Annotated in this window: 14 protein-coding genes; 9 read left to right on the top strand and 5 right to left on the bottom strand. The window is 72.2% G+C overall.

Annotated elements, in window-relative coordinates; genetic code table 11:
- Nucleotides 1-72 precede the first annotated feature (72 nt).
- Complete coding sequence (locus ACOTKD_RS06800; RefSeq protein ID WP_424887941.1) at nucleotides 73-453, top strand: VOC family protein; 381 nt, start codon at nucleotides 73-75, stop codon at nucleotides 451-453.
- Nucleotides 454-462: 9 nt separating this feature from the next.
- Here ACOTKD_RS06800 and ACOTKD_RS06795 read toward each other — a convergent pair whose 3' ends face one another.
- Entirely contained in the window at nucleotides 463-1,368 is a 906-nt protein-coding gene (locus tag ACOTKD_RS06795; RefSeq protein WP_424887940.1) for a hypothetical protein, read from the bottom strand.
- Nucleotides 1,369-1,613: 245 nt separating this feature from the next.
- Here ACOTKD_RS06795 and ACOTKD_RS06790 point away from each other — a divergent pair, with 245 nt between their 5' ends.
- The 4 genes from ACOTKD_RS06790 to ACOTKD_RS06775 all read left to right on the top strand — a co-directional run bounded on the left by ACOTKD_RS06790 (nucleotide 1,614) and on the right by ACOTKD_RS06775 (nucleotide 5,628).
- The gene (locus tag ACOTKD_RS06790) at nucleotides 1,614-2,423 is read left to right on the top strand and encodes a S1 family peptidase (RefSeq protein WP_424887938.1); all 810 of its coding nucleotides are present in this window, start codon (nucleotides 1,614-1,616) and stop codon (nucleotides 2,421-2,423) included.
- A 543-nt stretch (nucleotides 2,424-2,966) separates the two neighbouring features.
- The gene (locus tag ACOTKD_RS06785) at nucleotides 2,967-3,668 is read left to right on the top strand and encodes a hypothetical protein (protein ID WP_424887937.1); all 702 of its coding nucleotides are present in this window, start codon (nucleotides 2,967-2,969) and stop codon (nucleotides 3,666-3,668) included.
- Nucleotides 3,669-3,802: 134 nt separating this feature from the next.
- On the top strand, nucleotides 3,803-4,480 hold the full coding sequence (locus ACOTKD_RS06780; RefSeq protein WP_424887936.1) for a response regulator: 678 nt from the start codon (nucleotides 3,803-3,805) through the stop codon (nucleotides 4,478-4,480).
- Complete coding sequence (locus ACOTKD_RS06775; RefSeq protein WP_424887935.1) at nucleotides 4,477-5,628, top strand: sensor histidine kinase; 1,152 nt, start codon at nucleotides 4,477-4,479, stop codon at nucleotides 5,626-5,628. Before ACOTKD_RS06780 ends, ACOTKD_RS06775 begins: the two co-directional genes overlap by 4 nt.
- Before the next feature lie 42 nt (nucleotides 5,629-5,670).
- On the opposite strand, the gene ACOTKD_RS06770 is transcribed toward ACOTKD_RS06775, so the two are convergent.
- Nucleotides 5,671-6,732, bottom strand: coding sequence for a glycoside hydrolase family 113 (locus ACOTKD_RS06770; protein WP_424887934.1), 1,062 nt, complete (start codon nucleotides 6,730-6,732; stop codon nucleotides 5,671-5,673).
- The gene (locus ACOTKD_RS06765; RefSeq protein ID WP_424887933.1) at nucleotides 6,729-8,540 is read right to left on the bottom strand and encodes a DUF2334 domain-containing protein; all 1,812 of its coding nucleotides are present in this window, start codon (nucleotides 8,538-8,540) and stop codon (nucleotides 6,729-6,731) included. Before ACOTKD_RS06765 ends, ACOTKD_RS06770 begins: the two co-directional genes overlap by 4 nt.
- A gap of 370 nt (nucleotides 8,541-8,910) precedes the next feature.
- On the opposite strand from ACOTKD_RS06765, the gene ACOTKD_RS06760 reads away from it, so the two are divergent.
- From ACOTKD_RS06760 to ACOTKD_RS06745, 4 genes are read left to right on the top strand one after another with little or no spacing between them, the layout of a single operon-like run.
- Nucleotides 8,911-9,120, top strand: coding sequence for a hypothetical protein (locus ACOTKD_RS06760; RefSeq protein ID WP_424887932.1), 210 nt, complete (start codon nucleotides 8,911-8,913; stop codon nucleotides 9,118-9,120).
- A complete protein-coding gene (locus ACOTKD_RS06755) occupies nucleotides 9,117-10,373 on the top strand; it encodes a glycosyltransferase family 2 protein (RefSeq protein ID WP_424887931.1) in 1,257 nt (418 codons plus the stop codon). The genes ACOTKD_RS06760 and ACOTKD_RS06755 overlap by 4 nt, the downstream gene beginning before the upstream one ends.
- A gap of 51 nt (nucleotides 10,374-10,424) precedes the next feature.
- Nucleotides 10,425-11,615 (top strand): non-hydrolyzing UDP-N-acetylglucosamine 2-epimerase, encoded by a 1,191-nt coding sequence (gene wecB / locus ACOTKD_RS06750; RefSeq protein WP_424887930.1) that lies wholly within the window; start codon nucleotides 10,425-10,427, stop codon nucleotides 11,613-11,615.
- On the top strand, nucleotides 11,612-12,277 hold the full coding sequence (locus tag ACOTKD_RS06745) for a family 16 glycoside hydrolase (protein ID WP_424887929.1): 666 nt from the start codon (nucleotides 11,612-11,614) through the stop codon (nucleotides 12,275-12,277). Before wecB ends, ACOTKD_RS06745 begins: the two co-directional genes overlap by 4 nt.
- Before the next feature lie 85 nt (nucleotides 12,278-12,362).
- Here ACOTKD_RS06745 and ACOTKD_RS06740 read toward each other — a convergent pair whose 3' ends face one another.
- Together ACOTKD_RS06740 and gltB are read right to left on the bottom strand one after the other, a co-directional pair.
- Nucleotides 12,363-13,823: a glutamate synthase subunit beta gene (locus ACOTKD_RS06740; RefSeq protein ID WP_424887928.1), complete on the bottom strand. Its 1,461-nt coding sequence runs from the start codon at nucleotides 13,821-13,823 to the stop codon at nucleotides 12,363-12,365.
- On the bottom strand, nucleotides 13,816-18,366 hold the full coding sequence (gene gltB, locus ACOTKD_RS06735) for a glutamate synthase large subunit (protein ID WP_424887927.1): 4,551 nt from the start codon (nucleotides 18,364-18,366) through the stop codon (nucleotides 13,816-13,818). Before gltB ends, ACOTKD_RS06740 begins: the two co-directional genes overlap by 8 nt.
- Between the last annotated feature and the right edge of the window lie 114 nt (nucleotides 18,367-18,480).

Here is an 18,480-nt window from a genome sequence, read left to right as displayed (position 1 = left end):
GGGGCGGTGGCGCCCATGGACAAAAGCGGTACGGGTGTTGGACTCCTGTCCGTGGCGGGGCAGGATCAGCGCATGATTGCGAAGCTGATGTATCCCGTCGTGGACTGCCCGGCCCCGGCCGCGCTGGCCGGTTTCTACGCCCGGGTCCTGGACTGGGAGGTGGACGCCTCCGACTCGTCCTGGGTGTGGCTGACCTCGCCCGCGGGCGAGCGGATCGCCTTCCAGGAGGCGAAGGGCCACCGGTCGCCGCGCTGGCCGGACCCGGCGTTCCCGCAGCAGTTCCACCTGGATTTCGAGGTCGGCACGCGGGAGGACGCGGAGCGGGCGCGGGGCGAGGTGATCGCGCTGGGGGCGGAGTTCCTGCACGACAGCGGCGGCAAGGAGAGGGGCTGGCTGGTCTTCAACGACCCTGCGGGGCATCCCTTCTGCATCTGTTTCGGGCAGTCGCTGTAGCAGCGGGCGTCAGGTGTCGCACTCCAGCACCGACCGGCACAGGCCGCACCGCACCCGTACGCTCCCCCGCACGGGCACGCGGATGCGCTGGTGGCACGTGGGGCACGGGAAGCTCACACGCAGCGGGTCGTGGCCCTCGAAGGCGTAGCCCCAGCCGGAGGGGGCGCTGCGGCGGGCGTTCTGGACGGCGCGGCGGTCGCGGGCGTAGCGGTGGCGGCCGAGGCGGCCGGCCGCGGCGAGCGGGGGGCGGCGGCCGTCGCGCCGCGCCTCCGTGAGGCCCTTGGTGTACGCCTCGTACGCCTGGGGGCTGGTGAACCACGGGGAGGGGTCCTCGCCGAAGGCCAGGGCCCGCTTGGCGAGGACGTAGCCGAACTCCTCCGGGGTGAGGTAGCCGAGCTTCTGCGTGGAGACGGACGACTCGCGGTAGGCGTCGAGCAGCAGCCATCCCGCCCCCAGGTACGCCGCCGCGGTGTCGGTGAGGATCTCGTTGTCGCGGGTGCCGGGGAAGGCGAGGCCGAGCCGGTGCAGGTAGACGTGCATGACCTCGTGGGAGAGGGCGGCGCCGATGTCCTTGCGGTGGGTCTTGAAGCGGGAGTTGAGCTCGATGAAGTACTCGGGCCCGGCGGCGAGCTCGACGCTTCCCGCGTGCCGCATGTCGCGGAAGCTGACGATCATCCGGGCGTCCGGCAGGCGCAGGTGGCGGACCATGGCGCCGGCGACGCGCTGGACGCCGAGGTAGGGGTTCTCGTCGTCGTCGAAGGCCACGTCGGCCGGGGGCACGCTGAGCTCGAAGGTGTGCACCGTGTCGTAGGAGAGGCGCTTGTAGAGCGCGGTGATCGCGGTGCGCACGGTCTCGATGTGCGGATAGCCGTGCACGATCTCGACGCCGTTACCGGCTCCGGTCCCGGTGCCCACGCGTGACCACCCCCTGGGGTCCCCCTGCCGGCCGCTGCGCCCCCGCCTCCACTGTACGGGGGCGGTGCCGTGCGGCGGCAGACCGTGGCGCCGGTGGCACGGCTGGCCGAAACGGGGTGCTTGTCGCACGTTCGTTCGCTGCTCATAATCGCACCGCGCAGCGAAGGCTCGATTCCGGTAATCGGACGGCCGGGATTGTCATGAGCCTGACATTCGCCGCGTAACCTCCCACGAAAGGAAGACCCTTGCGTTCCTTCCTCTTCCTCGGCACGCTCAGCAGAACCCTCGCCGTCGGCGCCGCGGCCGTCGCCGCGCTCACCCTCACCGCCGGCTCGGCCCTCGCCGACGGCCCGCGCGACCAGCGCCCGCACGAGGGCGTCGTCGGCGGCACCCAGGCCCAGCAAGGCGAGTTCCCGTGGATGGTGCGGCTGTCCATGGGCTGCGGCGGCGCGCTCTACACCAAACAGATCGTCCTCACCGCCGCCCACTGCGTCGGCGGCAGCGGCGCCAACACCTCCATCACCGCCACCGCCGGAGTCGCCGACCTCAGCTCCCCGCAGGCCGTCAAGGTCAAGTCCACCCAGGTCATCCAGGCGCCCGGCTACAACGGCTCCGGCAAGGACTGGGCGCTGATCAAGCTCGCCCGGCCGGTCGACCAGCCGACGCTCAAGATCGCCGACACCGACGCGTACAACAACGGCACCTTCACCGTCGCCGGCTGGGGCGCGGACCGCGAGGGCGGCAGCCAGCAGCGGTACCTGCTCAAGGCCACCGTGCCCTTCGTCGACGACGCCGCCTGCCAGCAGGCCTACGGCAACCTCATACCCGGCGAGGAGATCTGCGCCGGATACCTCGACCAGGGCGGCGTCGACACGTGCCAGGGCGACTCCGGCGGCCCGATGTTCCGCAAGGACGGGGCGGGCGCGTGGATCCAGGTCGGCATCGTCAGCTGGGGGCAGGGCTGCGCGCGGCCGCACTACCCCGGCGTCTACACCGAGGTGAGCACGTTCGCGGCGGACATCAGGAACGCGGCGGCGAGTCTGGGCGGCGCCTGACCCTGCGGGTGCTTCACCCTCCCGTACGTCCTGACCCCGCGGGTGCTTCGCCCTCCCGTACGTCCTGACCCCGCGGGTGCTTCGCCCTCCCGTACGTGCGGACGCCCGGTGATTCCGCCGGGCCCTCGCCGCCGCGGCTGATCGCCGCCACGGCGGAGGGGAGGAGCCGGCCCGCAGCGGCGCGCAACCCGCCACCCCGGCGCCCGGCGGTGCCGGACCGAGCGCAGTACGGCACCGCCGGACCGGCCGGCGGGGGCTGATCACCGCCGCGGCGGAGGGGACGCGCCGGCCCGGCGCCGCACGCTCCCCCACCGGGCCGTACGGGCGGCCGGTGCCGCCCGTACGGCCCAATCGCGCACCCGCTTCCGGGGGCCGTCCACGCGACTCCGGTATGACGTGGGCGGGCCCTCGTCATCCTTTCGGCCGAGGCGAGAATGGTCGGACAGTCGAGGTGTGAGCGCCGTAAAGGCCCGTAACGTGAAGGTCATGGTCCGCCGCCCGGCGGCCCGCAGACCGAGCCGACCGTTACGGAAAGGGCCTCCCGTGTCCGCCAAGCACCGCATCGCCGCCGCCACCGTCCTCGCCGCCGCCGTCGGCGCGGTCGTCTGGCCGACGGCCGGCGCGCTCGCCGCGGACGCCCGCTCCACCGGCGGCAGGGACACCGGCTCCGGCCGCCCCGTGGTCGTCCGGCAGGTCCAGCTGCCCGACGGCAGCCGGGCCCGGCTGGCCTCCGGCGAGCGCGGCACGACGGTCACGGTGACCAAGCACGGCAAGCAGCGGCACACGATCGACGCGTCCCGCCCCGCGGCCGACATCGACCGCCTCCACCTGCGCATCCTCGGCGGGGACACCGCGAAGCCGACGCTGCGCGCCTCCCTCGACGGGGCGCAGCTGACGAACTACTACGACTTCGCCTCGGGCGCCCTGCGGCACACCCCCGACGGCGCCGAGCCCACCGCGGTCCGTCCCAAGGGCGACAAGCACGCCGGCCGCGCCGCCACCGGTTCCGGCCATGTCGTCACCGTGCGCAGCAGCGACGAGCAGGCCTCGCCCCGCCCGCGCGCGCTCCGCGCCGCCTCCAGCAACCCCGTCAAGCGGGTCGTCGAGGCGGGCGAGGTCATCAAGGGCCGGCACGACATCGGCGCCCCGGCCCTCGCGGGCGGTGTCGGCCTGCTCGCCCTGGGCGGCGGCGCCTACGGCGTGCGCCGCCTCGCCGCCCGCCGGGCCGGCCGCACGGGCGCCTGATCCGCGGTTGCGGCGGCCCACGCCCCCCGCTCACATGGAGGGGCGGAGGGGCGGAGGGGCGCCACCGGGAAGTCCTCCGTACGGCGGTGCCCGCCGTACGGTCAGCACAGCGCAAGGAACCGCAAGGAACGAGTATGGCGATCACCGTGGTCATCGCGGACGACCAGGAGATGGTCCGCACCGGCTTCCGCATGATCCTGGAGAGCCAGCCCGACATCGAGGTCGTCGCCGACGTCGTGGACGGTGAGGCCGCCCTCGCCGCGGTCGAGGAGCACGAGCCCGACGTGCTGCTCCTCGACATCCGCATGCCGAAGCTGGACGGCCTGGAGGTCACCCGCCGCCTGTCGGAGCGCGCGGGCGCCCGCCCGGGGACCGGCGGGCGGCCGCGCATCGTCATCGTCACCACCTTCGACCTCGACGAGTACGTGCACACCGCGCTGCGCAACGGCGCCTCCGGCTTCCTCCTGAAGGACGCGAGCCCGGCCATGCTCGTCGAGGCCGTGCACGCGGCGGCCGTGGGCGACTCCCTCATCTCGCCCGCGATCACCGTGCGCCTCCTGCGCGACATGGCACCCGGCGGGCCGGCGGGCCCGGCGCGGGCCCCCTCCGAGCCGCTGACCGACCGCGAGGCCGATGTCGTGCGCTGCCTGGCCCGCGGGGCGACCAACGCCGAGATCGCCGCCGAGCTCTTCGTCTCGCTGTCCACGGTCAAGACCCACCTGGCCAACGTGCAGCTGAAGCTGGACGCCCGCAACCGCGTCGAGATCGCCGCCTGGGCCTGGGAGAGCGGGCTGGCCGCGGGCGGCACGTGACCAGGTGGGCGGGGTGGGCCGTCCGCCATCCCCGGCGGGCGGTCTTCGCGAAGGCCGCCCTCGGGGCCGTCCTGCTCTGCCTCGTGGGGCTGGAGGGCATCGCGCTCGCCCGGCAGCCGAGCGAGCCGCACGCCGTCGTCCTGGCCTCGGGCGTCCTGGTCTGCTTGTGCGCCGTGCCCTACGGGTGGATCCCGCTGACCGTGCGGGCGGGCATCGCGGCCGCGGTCTCCCTGGTCGCCTCCGCCGTCCTCATGATCGGGCCGCACCCGCGCGTCGTCTGGGGGATGGGCGAGGACGTCGCCCTGCTCGTCCTCCTCACCCTCGTCGTCAGCAAGTCCTCCAGCCGTGTCGCGGGCGTCCTCGGCCCGCTGCTCGCCCTGGCCGTCGTGGCCGCGCCCATGCGCGACCTCAACCCCGAGTGGTTCACGGCCCTCTTCTCGATGCTGCTGGTCGTCGTGGGCACGTACTCGCTGCTCCTGCGCAGCCACGCCGCCCAGCGCGTACGGGACCTGACCGCCGTCCGCACCGCCGAGCGGCTCGAACTCGCCCGGGAGCTCCACGACCTCGTCGCCCACCACATCACCGGCATCGCCGTGCAGGCGCAGGCCGCCCGCTTCACCGAGCTGGAGGGGCCGGTGGCGGCCGGTGCCTTCGAGCGGATCGAGACGTCCGCGGGCGAGGCGCTCGGCGCGATGCGCCGCCTGGTGAGCGTGTTGCGGGAGGGGGAGGCGGAGACGGAGCCGGTGGCCGGGCTGCCCGAGGTGCGCGCACTCACCGAGGCGTTCGCGCGCACGGGGCCGCCCGTCGTCCTCTACATCGAGCAGGGGCTGGAGGACTGGATACCCGCCGAGGTCGCCGCGGGCGTGCACCGCGTCGTACGCGAGGCCCTCACCAACATCCGCAAGCACGCCGCCGACGCCACGGCCGTGCGGATCGGTGTCCGCGGGGTGCCCGCGGGCGTGGAGCTGCGCATCGCCGACGACGGCAGGAACGCGGCCGCGCTCCCGGAGAAGGCCCGGGGCGGGGGCTTCGGCCTGGTGGGCCTGAGCGAGCGGGCGAAGGCGATGGGCGGGCTGCTGCGCGCGGGCCCCGCGCCGGAGGGCGGCTGGGAGGTCACGGCGCTGTTCCCGGCGGACCGGAGGAGGTGACGGGCGGACCCCTCACTTCCCGTCACTTCCCGTGCTGTCGCATCACTTCCAGTGCTGTCGCAGCACCTTCTCCGCCGGCTTGCCGTGCGGCGTGTACGCGAGGCGGCGCGGCGTCTCGCCGGCGTCGGGCCAGTCGTCCCACATCCACCAGCAGACCCCTGCCCACCAGGGCTTTCCGTCGAGGGCGGTGAGCAGCGCCGCGTAGGCCGCGGCCTGTTCCTCCTCGCCGCCGCTCTTGCTGACGGTCCAGGAGTAGGGGGCGGTGGTGGTGCCGCGCTGGCTGACGTAGCCGGCCTCGGTGAAGAGGATCTTGCGGTGGTGGCGGGCGGAGAAGGCGGCGAGTTCGCCGGTGATGGGCTTCCAGGCGTCGCGGAGCCGGGCGGTGTCGGTGGTGGGGCGGTCGGCGAGGGGCCAGTAGGCGTCGATGCCGATGACGTCGAGGTCGTCCCAGAAGGGGACGGCGCGGTACTCGTCGTAGTTGGCGGCGTAGGTCAGCGGGCCGCGGTAGCGGGTGCGGACGGCGCGGACGACCTTGCTCCAGCGGGTGCCGTCGCGGGAGGTGCCGGCCAGTTCGGTGCCGACGGCGAGCTGTTCGGTTTTGGTGGTGGCGGCGATGTCCGCGTAGTGGGTGATGAAGCGCTCGTAGGCGGTGAACCAGGCGTCGGGGTCGCTCGGCCGGATGCCGGCCCGGTCGCCGCCCTTCGCGAGGTCGACGTGCGGTTTGAGCATGACCTTGAGGCCGGTGTCGTGGGCGAGGCCGATGATGTGCCGGAGGGCGTCGTCGCCGGCGGTCTCGGCGGTGGTGTGCATGCCGGCGTCGGTGGTGCCGTCCTGGTACCAGGTGGGGGTGAAGGTGACCCAGCGGGCGCCGGTGGCGGCGATCTGCCGCAGGTAGGGCGCGGCGTCGGGGCCGGCGTAGTCGCCGGTGTTCCAGGAGGGGAGGGTGATGCCGCGCAGTCCGGCCGCCTTTCCGTCGTCGGTGCGGGCGCCGGGGCCCGGTCCGGGCTGCTCCTCGCCGTTCTCCCCGCCGGAGCCCGAGGAGCATCCGGCGAGGAGGAGGGCGGCCGCGAGCAGCGCGCCGGCCGCCCTCCTCCCGCGGTTCACTGGCCGAGCGCCGTGGGGCCGACGAAGGTGTAGCCGAGGGCCTTGATGCCCTCGATCGTCTGCTTGAGCGGGGTCACCGGGTAGTAGGGGTGGTAGAAGAAGCTCGCCACGCCGTCGCGGACGGCCAGGTTGGCCTTGGCCGAGGCGATGAGGTCGGCGGGGAGGCGGGGCGGGTGGTTGTTGTACGCCTCGGGCTCGTAGTTGCCGATGTTCTCGGGCAGGACGGTCGTGCCGTAGACGTCTTTGACCGAGTACGGGAAGAACTGGCCGATGTAGCGGCTGTTGTCCGGTGTGCCACCGGTGAGCGTGCCGGCGAAGTACAACGAGCGCTCCAGGCGGGCGGAGTAGTTCTGGCCCAGGACACGGTAGTCGGTGGCGGACGCGGCGTAGTGCGGAGTCGTCCACAAGGCCGGTTTCGGCAGTCCGGCGGCGGCGAAGCCGGCCAGGGCCTGGGTGATGCGGCCCTGGGCCCAGACGGTGGAGTCCTCCGCCGGCGGCCCGTCGAGGACGACGTTGTCCGCGGTGTCGACGTGCGCGCGGAAGAACTCGAAGTCGTCGCCGGTGACGCCGTTGTAGGGGTTGTTCGCCGTGCCGTACTGGTGGGTGTAGCCGTGGTTCATCAGGACCGCGCCGTTGGCGAGCATGTTCTTGAGCTCGGTGACGACGGCGGGGGCCTGGGCGAGGGTGACGGTCTCGGGCACGCCGTTGTTGTAGACGCCCTTGGGGTCCTTGTAGACGGGGATGACGTTGATCCCGTACGGGATGTTCTGCGACTTGAGGTAGTTCGCGATGGACCGCAGCTGGGCGGGGTCGGCCTTGGGGCTGATGTCCTCCAGGCGGACGAAGGCCCGGTGGCGTTCGGTGGTCGCGGGGGCGAGGGCGTCGAATAGGAGGTCCTCGAAGACGATGACGCGGTCGCTCTCGGAGACGTAGGCGAAGGGGATCTCGCCGAGGTAGGTGAGGTTCGAGGAGCGGATCGCCCAGGGGCTGGTGGCGCCGGTGGTGCCGTCCTTGGCCACGGCGAGGGTGGTGACGGCCGGGTAGCCGGGGCCGGTGAGGAGGGCGGGGTGGAGCACTCCCCCGTCCTGGCCCGCGGGGATGTTCCGGGTCAGCTGCTGGTTCTTGTACGTGACCTGGTCGATGTCGCCGAGGGAACCGCCGGATTCGTAGTACGAGTTGGTGGGGTCCCAGCCGTACTTCTGCTCGAACTGCAGGACGCCGACCGCGGTGGCCATGTTCCAGATGTTGTCGCCGATCCAGGTGACGGGACGGCTGGTGGCCATGGCGTCCTGGTAGAAGGCGGCGGGGACGGCGTCGGGGACGGTGCCCCCGTAGTAGGTCGAGCCGAGGTAGACCGTGGCGGTGTACTGGTTGACCATGCCGGCGGTGTAGGCCGAGACGGGCTTGGCGGTGACGGTGCCGAAGTGGCCGGCGAGGTTGGCGGTCGCCATGGCGTAGAGCTCGCCCAGTTGCCCGTAGGGGCCGGTGTTGTCGTAGAGGACGAGGGCGGAGGTGCCGGCCTGCGGGGCGAGGGCCGCGGTGACGGTCTTCGTGACGGGCGCCGGGGTGACCGTGAGGGCGCCGGTGCGGCGCAGCCGGTCGTTGGCGAGCCGGGCCCTGGCCGCGGCGGCGAGGTCCTTCTTGCTCTCCGGGGAGAGCGCGAGCGGGTTGACGGCGTCGGTGCTGCGCGGCTTGGATATCGCGGCCCCGGCGGGCCAGGAAAACAGGACGCCGCCCAGCAGGGCGGCGAGGAGCAGGGCAATGGCGGAGATCCGGGCTTTCCCGGATCTGCCTCGCTTGTTCAGCATGGAAATTCCCCCTGGTAATGCTGCGGTCGCCACCCCCGTTCCGCCGGGGGCCCGACAGTCGCCAGATTCTTCTGGCGAGGATGGATGCATGTCAATAGACAACTTCGGTCCCGAGCGGGCAGTTCCGTGCAGACGCTTTGGTGCAGACCAAAAATCACTCCCGTCACATCCGGCCGCGATCAGGCATAACGACCGGTAGGTTCTTCGAATTTGAGATTCCGCTCCAACAATAGTCACCAAGTCCGACAGTATTACCTGTCTGATCTGATACCTTCCCTGCGCATGCCTTGCCTCGCCATCGAGAGGCGCAAGAGGCGCAATTCGGGGGGAACTCATGTACGGAAAACCCGCTCTGGGCTCCGTCCTGCCCATGGCCGGGCTGACGGCGGCACCTGAAGTGCTACCGGGCATTCCTTTTGCCAAAGGACTGCAGGAAGCCGCCGGGGCCGGATTCCTGCTCTACTGCACGGCCGCGCTCGTCATCATCGCCGCCAAACTCTGGTTCGCCGCCCGCAACACGCCCGACCACAGTGCGCCGGCCCCCGGCACACCGGCCGGGACCACCGGTGACCTGCCTTGACCGGCGAGGTCCTGCTGGGATCCGCCATCGCCATCATCGTGATGGCCGGCTGCTACAACACCACGATGTTCCTGCTCTCCCGGCGCCGCACACGCCGCGTCCGGGGCCCCCGGCGGAAACGGCTGTACGTCTTTCTGCTCGCCTGCCTGAATGAGGAAAAGGTTCTCGCGGAGAGCCTTGCCCGGATCACTGCCCTGCCCGCAGGCAATTTCCTGGCCCTGGTGATCGACGACGCGTCCGACGACGGCACCGCCGACATCGCCCGGGCCGCCGACCCCGAGCGCGTCCGCCTCCTGCAGCGCACCCTGCCGAACGCCCGCCGCGGCAAGGGCGCCGCCCTCAACGCCGGAATCCGCCACCTGCGCGAGTCGGGCCTCATGGACGGCTACGACCCGCACGATGTCATCGTCTGCGTCGTCGACGCCGACGGCCGGCTCGACGAACACGTGGTCCAGTCCGTCGACCCCTTCTTCGACAATCCGAGCGTCGGCGCCACCCAGGTCGGCGTCCGCATGTACAACCGCCACCAGGGCCTCCTGGCCCGGCTCCAGGACATGGAATTCGTCATCTACGGCGACATCTTCCAGTGCGCCCGGCGCTATATCGGCAGCGTCGGAATGGGCGGCAACGGGCAGTTCATGCGGCTCGCCGCACTCGACTCCCTCGCCGTCCCCGGCCAGGAGGCCGGGCCCTGGAGCGACTCCCTCACCGAGGACCTCGACCTCGGGGTCCGGCTCATCGCCCGCGGCTGGACCAACCAGCACTGCACCGCGGCCGCGGTCTCCCAGCAGGCCGTGCTCGACGTCCGCCGCCTGGTGCGCCAGCGCTCGCGCTGGTTCCAGGGTCACCTGCAGTCGGCGGGGCTGGTGCCGCTGATCCTGCGCTCCGTCCCCACCCGCGCCGCCGTCGACCTGCTGTACCACCTCTCCAGCCCGGTCCTCATCCTGCTCACCTCACTGCTGCCGCTGTCCTTCCTGGTCGCGGTGGCCGGCACCGCCATCGGCTCCGTCCAGGCCGGGCGCCCGCTGATCACCCCGATGTGGATCATCGGCCCGTACGTGCTGTCCTTCACGGCGGCCTACGCGTACGGCTTCGTCTACCGCCGGCGCGAGCGCGGCCTCGGGCTCCTGCGCTCGATCCTGCTCTCGCACGTCTTCATCTTCTACGGCTACATCTGGTTCGCCGCGGGCTGGTGGGGGCTGTGGCGGATGCTCACCGGCAAGCAGACGTGGCTGAAGACCGCGCGCACCTGAACCACCCGCCTCTCCTCCTCTCACCTCGTCAGGCCCTTCCCAGGGAGAACCATGTCCGCTGACCTCATCACCGCGCCCGTACGCGCCATGCTCGTGCTGGGCACCCGACCCGAGGCCATCAAACTGGCGCCCGTGGCCCGTGCCATGGCGCTCTCCCCGCTCTTCGAACCGCTCGTCGTCACCACCGGCCAGCACCGCGAGATGCTCCACCAGATGCTGGACCTCCTGCGCGTCCCGGTCCACACCCAGCTCGACGTCATGCGCGACCGGCAGCAGCTGTCCACGCTCACGGCCCGCCTCGTGGACGGCCTCGGCGACGTGGTCCGGGCCGAGCGCCCCGACCTCGTCATCGTCCAGGGCGACACCACCACCGCCCTGACCGGCGCCCTCGCCGCCTTCTACGAGCACGTCCCCATCGCCCACGTCGAGGCGGGGCTGCGCACCGGCGTCCTCGACAACCCCTTCCCCGAGGAGCTCAACCGCCGCCTGATAGGCCGGATGGCGCGCTGGCACTTCGCCCCCACGCAGCGGGCCGCGGACCATCTGACGGCCGAAGGCGTCCCCGGCGCCGAGGTGTTCACCACCGGCAACACCGTCATCGACAACCTGCTGTGGGTGCTGGAGGAGGGCACCGGCCGCAGCCTCTTCCGCACCGGCCTGCGGCGCGTGCTCGTCACGCTGCACCGCCGCGAGAACCAGGGCGCCGTGATGCGCGCCATGGGCAGGGCCCTGTGGCGGCTCGCCGACCGGGGCGACGTGGAGATGGTGCTGCCGCTCCACAAGAGCCCCGCCGTCCGCGAGGCGCTCCTGCCCGAACTGGCCGGCCACCCGCACATCGAGATCACCGAGCCGCTCGGCTACCTCGACTTCTCCGCCACCCTCGCCGCCTGCGACCTGGTCCTCACCGACTCCGGCGGCATCCAGGAGGAGGCCCCCACCCTCGGCAAGCCCGCCCTCGTCCTGCGCACGACCACCGAGCGCCCCGAGGCCGTCGAGGCCGGCGCCGCCCGGCTCGTGGGCACCGAACCGGAAGCCATCCTGGAGGCCGCCGTCCACCTTTTGGATGATCCTGCCGCCTACGCGCGGATGGCCACGGCCGGCAATCCCTTCGGGGACGGCCACGCCACCGACCGCATCATCGCCCAGCTCGCGGAGGACTTCGGAGCCGACGCGGACGACGGCGACGCCGCCGAACTGGTCACCACCCGCACCGAGGGGCCGGGGTCATACTCGACGGCATGACGAGAGTTCAGCGGCTGCTCGGTCTCGCACTGCTCGCCACCCTCGCGGTGGCGGGCGCCGTTCTCGCGGTGAGCAGCCTCTTGTCCGGTGACGAGGCGCCGGACCGGCCGTGGGCCGAGGGATCGGTCCACGGCCCGTGGCGGTCGGTCTTCGACGGCCACGGCGAGAACATCGGCCGCCACGACGGCCTCTTCCTCTCCCCCCGCCCCTCCCGGGTGCCGGACGAGACCCACGCCGGGCTGATCGTCTCCACGGACCGCTTCGAGGACGTGGACTTCGAGGCGCGCATGCGCACGGTCGCCCAGCTGCGCACGCCCGAGCCCAACCCGTGGGAGGTGCCGTGGCTGCTGTGGGCGTACACCGACCCCGAGCACTTCTACTACGTCACCCTCAAGCCGAACGGCTGGGAGCTCGGCAAGCGCGACCCCGCCTACGGGGGCGGGCAGCGCTTCCTGGCGACCGGCCAGGGACGGTTCCCCGTCGGCGCGTGGTCGGCGGTGCGGGTGGCGCAGCGCGGGGCGCGCATGGAGGTGAGCGTCGACGGACAGGGGCTGATCGCCTACGAGGACCGGGAGCGCCCGTACCGGAAGGGCAGCGTGGGGGTCTACACCGAGGACGCGAAGGTGGAGTTCCGCGATCTGCTGGTGCACCGGGCCGGGTAGCGGCGAGGACGGCGCGGGTACGACAGCGCGGCGCCTGCCACCTGTGGTCGGGGTGGGGCAGGCGCCGCGAGCTTTCCGGGACGGGTCAGACCGTCAGGGCGCGGTCCGTGGGACGGACCGGGGCCGGCAGGGTGCTGGTGCCGGTGAGGTAGCGGTCCACGCCGCGGGCGGCGGAGCGGCCCTCGGCGATGGCCCAGACGATGAGGGACTGGCCGCGCCCGGCGTCACCGGCGACGAACACGCCGGGGACGTTGGTGGCGTAGTCGGCGTCGCGGGCGATGTTGCCGCGGGCGTCCATTTCCAGGCCGAACTGGTCGACGAGGCCGTTCTGCCGGTCCGTGCCCGTGAAACCCATCGCGAGGGTGACGAGCTGGGCCGGAATGCGGCGCTCGGTGCCCGGCTTCTGGACGAGCTTGCCGTCGGTGAACTCGACCTCCACCAGGTGCAGCCACTGGACGTTGCCGTCCTCGTCACCCTCGAAGCGGGTGGTCGAGACGGAGTAGACGCGCTCGCCGCCCTCCTCGTGGGCCGAGGTGACCTTGTAGAGCATGGGGAAGGTCGGCCAGGGCTGGTTCGCGTTCCGCTCCTCCCCCGGCTTGGGCATGATCTCCAGCTGGGTGACGGAGGCCGCGCCCTGGCGGTGGGCGGTGCCGACGCAGTCTGCGCCGGTGTCGCCGCCGCCGATGACGACGACGTGCTTGCCCTCGGCGGTGATCGGGGAGACCGTCAGGTCGCCCTCCTGCACCTTGTTGGCCACGGGCAGGTACTCCATCGCGAAGTGGACGCCCTTGAGGTCGCGGCCGGGGACGGGCAGGTCGCGGGAGGTGGTGGCGCCGGCGGCGATGACGACGGCGTCGTAGCGCTTGCGGAGCTTGGCGGCGTCGATGTCGCGGCCGATCTCCACCTCGGTGCGGAACTTGGTGCCCTCCGCGCGCATCTGCTCGATGCGGCGGTTGATGTGCCGCTTCTCCATCTTGAACTCGGGGATGCCGTAGCGCAGCAGGCCGCCGATGCGGTCGGCGCGCTCGTAGACGGCGACCGTGTGACCGGCGCGGGTGAGCTGCTGGGCGGCCGCCAGCCCGGCGGGGCCGGAGCCGATGACGGCGACGGTCTTGCCGGAGAGCCGCTCGGGCGGCTGCGGGGTGACGTCGCCCGCGGCCCACGCCTTGTCGATGATGGTGACTTCGACGTTCTTGATGGTGACGGGCTGCTGGTTGATGCCGAGGACGCAGGCGGCCTCGCAGGGGGCCGGGCAGAGCCGGCCGGTGAACTCGGGGAAGTTGTTGGTCGCGTGCAGCCGCTCGCTGGCCGCCCGCCAGTCGTCGCGGTAGGCGTAGTCGTTCCACTCGGGGATGAGGTTGCCGAGCGGGCAGCCGTTGTGGCAGAAGGGGATGCCGCAGTCCATGCAGCGGCTCGCCTGCTTGCTGATGACCGGCAGCAGGGAGCCGGGGACGTAGACCTCGTTCCAGTCGCGGACGCGCTCGGCGACGGGGCGGGTCTGCGCGACCTCGCGCCCGGTGGTCAGGAAGCCCTTGGGGTCAGCCATGGGTCGCCGCCTCCATCATCTTCTCGTGGGTCTCCGTCTCGGAGAGACCCGCTCGCTCGGCGGCGTCCTTGGCGGCGAGCACTGCCTTGTAGGTGGCCGGGACGACCTTGCTGAACCGGCCGGCGGCGGTGTCCCAGTCGGCGAGGAGGCCGGCCGCGACGGTGGAGGCGGTCTCCTCGTGGTGGCGGCGCACGACGTCGTGCAGCCACTGCCGGTCGTCGGCGCCGAGGGGTTCGACGGCGGCGGCCAGCTCCTTGTTGACGTTGTCGGGGTCGAGGTCGATCACGTAGGCGACGCCGCCGGACATGCCGGCCGCGAAGTTGCGCCCGGTCTCGCCGAGGACGACGGCCCGGCCGCCCGTCATGTACTCGCAGCCGTGGTCGCCGACCCCTTCGGAGACCACGGTGGCGCCGGAGTTGCGGACGCAGAAGCGCTCGCCGACGCGGCCGCGCAGGAACAGCTCGCCGCCGGTCGCGCCGTAGGCGAGGGTGTTGCCGGCGATGACCGAGTACTCGGCGAGGTGGTCCGCGCCGCGGTCGGGGCGGACGACGATCCGGCCGCCGGAGAGGCCCTTGCCGACGTAGTCGTTGGCGTCGCCCTCCAGGCGCAGGGTGACGCCGCGCGGCAGGAAGGCGCCGAAGGACTGGCCGGCGGAGCCCGTGAAGGTGATGTCGATCGTGTCGTCGGGCAGGCCCGCGCCGCCGAAGCGCTTGGTGACCTCGTGGCCGAGCATCGTGCCCACGGTCCGGTTGATGTTGCGGATGGGGACCTGGGCGCGGACGGGCCGGGCGTCCTCGGCGGAGGGGACCGCGAGGGCGTCGGCGGCGAGCTCGATGAGCTCGTTGTCGAGGGCCTTGGCCAGGCCGTGGTCCTGGTCGGTGGTGCGGTGGCGGACGGCCCCGGCGGGGAGGTCCGGCACGTGCAGCAGGGGGGCGAGGTCCAGGCCCTGGGCCTTCCAGTGGGTCACGGCCCGGCCGGTGTCGAGGAGTTCGGCGTGGCCGACGGCCTCCTGAAGGGTGCGGAAGCCCAGCTCGGCGAGGAGCTCGCGGACCTCCTCGGCGATGAACTCGAAGAAGTTGACGACGAACTCGGCCTTGCCGCTGAAGCGCTCGCGCAGGACGGGGTTCTGGGTGGCGATGCCGACCGGGCAGGTGTCCAGGTGGCAGACGCGCATCATGACGCAGCCGGAGACGACGAGCGGGGCGGTGGCGAAGCCGAACTCCTCGGCGCCGAGGAGAGCGGCAATGATCACGTCGCGGCCGGTCTTCAGCTGGCCGTCGGTCTGCACGACGATGCGGTCGCGCAGGCCGTTGAGCAGCAGCGTCTGCTGGGTCTCGGCGAGGCCGAGCTCCCAGGGGCCGCCCGCGTGCTTGAGGCTCGTCAGGGGTGAGGCGCCGGTGCCGCCGTCGTGGCCGGAGATCAGGACGACGTCGGCGTGGGCCTTGGAGACGCCCGCCGCGACCGTGCCGACGCCGACCTCGGACACCAGCTTCACGTGGATGCGGGCGGAGGGGTTGGCGTTCTTCAGGTCGTGGATGAGCTGGGCGAGGTCCTCGATGGAGTAGATGTCGTGGTGCGGGGGCGGCGAGATCAGGCCGACGCCGGGCGTGGAGTGCCGGGTCCTGGCGACCCAGGGGTAGACCTTGTGGCCGGGCAGCTGGCCGCCCTCGCCGGGCTTGGCGCCCTGGGCCATCTTGATCTGGATGTCGTCGGAGTGGACCAGGTACTCGCTGGTCACGCCGAAGCGGCCGGAGGCGACCTGCTTGATGCTGGAGCGGCGCTCGGGGTCGTAGAGGCGCTCGGGGTCCTCGCCGCCCTCACCGGTGTTGGACTTGCCGCCCAGCCGGTTCATGGCGATGGCGAGGGTCTCGTGGGCCTCGCGGGAGATCGAGCCGTACGACATGGCGCCGGTGGAGAAGCGCTTGACGATCTCGCTGACGGGCTCGACCTCGTCGAGGGGGACGGGCTCGCGGTCGGCCTTGAGGGAGAACAGGCCGCGGAGCGTCATCAGCCGCTCGGACTGCTCGTTCACGCGCTCGGTGTACTGCTTGAAGATGTCGTAGCGGCGGGCGCGCGTGGCGTGCTGGAGCCGGAAGACGGTGTCCGGGTCGAACAGGTGCGGCTCGCCCTCGCGGCGCCACTGGTACTCGCCGCCGATGTCGAGGCGGCGGTGGCTGGCCGCGATGCCGGTGGCCGGGTAGGCCTTGGCGTGGCGGGCCGCGACCTCGCGGGCGACGACGTCCAGGCCGGCGCCGCCGATCTTGGTGGCGGTGCCGTGGAAGTAGGTGTCGACGAAGCCCTCGTCCAGGCCGATCGCCTCGAAGACCTGGGCGCCGCGGTAGGAGGCCACGGTGGAGATGCCCATCTTGGACATGACCTTCAGGACGCCCTTGCCGAGCGCCTTGATGAGGTTGCGGATCGCGGCCTCGGGCTCGATGTCCGTGAGGAACGTCCCCGCCCGGACGAGGTCCTCGACGGACTCCATCGCCAGGTACGGGTTGACGGCGGCCGCGCCGTAGCCGATGAGCAGCGCGACGTGGTGCACCTCGCGGACGTCGCCGGCCTCGACCAGCAGGCCCACGTGGGTGCGCTGCTTGGTGCGGATGAGGTGGTGGTGGACGGCGGAGGTGAGCAGCAGGGAGGGGACCGGGGCGTGCTCGGCGTCGGAGTGGCGGTCGGAGAGGACGATGAGGCGGGCGCCGCCGGCGATGGCGGCGTCGGCCTCGGCGCAGATCTCCGTGAGGCGGGCGGCCAGGGCCTCGCCGCCGCCGGCGACGCGGTAGAGGCCGGAGAGGGTGACGGCCGCGAGGCCCGGCATGTCCCCGTCGGCGTTGATGTGGATGAGCTTGGCGAGCTCGTCGTTGTCGATGACGGGGAAGGGCAGGGTGACGCTGCGGCAGGAGGCCGCGGTGGGCTCCAGGAGGTTGCCCTGCGGGCCGAGGGAGGAGATCAGCGAGGTGACGAGCTCCTCGCGGATGGCGTCCAGCGGGGGGTTGGTGACCTGTGCGAACAGCTGGGTGAAGTAGTCGAAGAGCAGCCGGGGCCGCTCGGAGAGCGCGGCGATCGGCGAGTCGGTGCCCATCGAACCGATCGGCTCCGCCCCGGCCTTGGCCATGGGGGCGAGGATGACGCGCAGCTCCTCCTCGGTGTAGCCGAAGGTCTGCTGGCGGCGAGTGACCGAGGCGTGGGTGTGCACGATGTGCTCGCGCTCGGGGAGGTCGGCCAGGTCGATCAGGCCGGCCTCCAGCCACTCCCCGTAGGGCGCGGCGGCGGCGAGCTCGGCCTTGATCTCGTCGTCCTCGATGATGCGGTGGCGCTCGGTGTCGACCAGGAACATCCGGCCGGGCTGGAGGCGGCCCTTGCGGACGACCCGGGCCGGGTCGATGTCGAGGACGCCGACCTCGGAGGAGAGCACGACGAGGCCGTCGTCGGTGACCCAGTAGCGGCCGGGGCGCAGGCCGTTGCGGTCGAGGACGGCGCCGACGAGGGTGCCGTCGGTGAAGGTGACGCAGGCCGGGCCGTCCCAGGGCTCCATCTGGGTGGAGTGGTACTGGTAGAAGGCGCGCCGGGCCGGGTCCATGGAGGCGTGGTTCTCCCAGGCCTCCGGGATCATCATCAGCACGCTGTGCGGGAGGGACCGGCCGCCGAGGTGGAGGAGCTCCAGGACCTCGTCGAAGGAGGCCGAGTCGGAGGCGTCGGGGGTGCAGACGGGGAAGAGGCGGTCGAGGTCCGTGCTCTCGCCGAACAGGCTGCTGGCCAGCTGGGATTCACGGGCCCGCATCCAGTTGCGGTTGCCCTTGACGGTGTTGATCTCACCGTTGTGGGCGACGAAGCGGTACGGGTGGGCGAGCGGCCAGCTGGGGAAGGTGTTGGTGGAGAAGCGGGAGTGGACCAGCGCGATGGCGGTGGCGCAGCGGCGGTCGGAGAGGTCCGGGAAGAAGGGCTCCAGCTGACCGGTGGTCAGCATGCCCTTGTAGACGATCGTGCGGGCGGAAAGCGAGGGGAAGTAGACCCCGGCCTCGCGCTCGGCACGCTTGCGCAGCGCGAACGCCTTGCGGTCCAGGGCGAGTCCGGTGTTCTCGTGGTCCGCGACGAACAGCTGGCGGAAGTCCGGCATGGTGGCGCGGGCGCTGGCGCCGAGCAGCTCGGGGGCGACGGGGACGGTGCGCCAGCCGAGGACGGCGAGGCCCTCCTCGCGGGCGATCGTCTCGATGGACGAGACGGCGGCGTCCGCCTCCGCGGGGTCCGCGGGGAGGAACGCGATGCCGACGGCGTACGCCCCGGGCTCGGGGAGGGCGAAGGCGACGCTCTCGCGCAGGAAGGCGTCCGGGACCTGCAGCAGGATGCCGGCGCCGTCGCCGGAGTCGGGCTCGGAGCCGGTGGCGCCGCGGTGCTCCAGGTTGCGCAGGACGGTGAGGGCCTGTTCCACGAGCGCGTGGCTCGCCTCGCCGGTGAGGGTCGCGACGAAGCCGACGCCACAGGCGTCGTGCTCGTTCCGCGGGTCGTACATTCCCTGCTGGGCGGGGTGGGATGCGGATCGCATCGGCGGCTCCCGTCGTCGTCTTGGCAGTCCTGGCCGGCCGGCCAGTGCATGTGCCGAGGGACGACGTTGGCCCTCTGCGGAAGAAGTTGGTGCAGGTTACATGATGGGGTGCTT

The organism is Streptomyces sp. XH2 (assembly GCF_049725035.1).
In the GTDB taxonomy this organism is placed as follows: domain Bacteria; phylum Actinomycetota; class Actinomycetes; order Streptomycetales; family Streptomycetaceae; genus Streptomyces; species Streptomyces roseoverticillatus.
The sequence above is the reverse complement of the archived record's forward strand: the minus strand, read 5'-3'. Positions and strand labels throughout refer to the sequence as shown.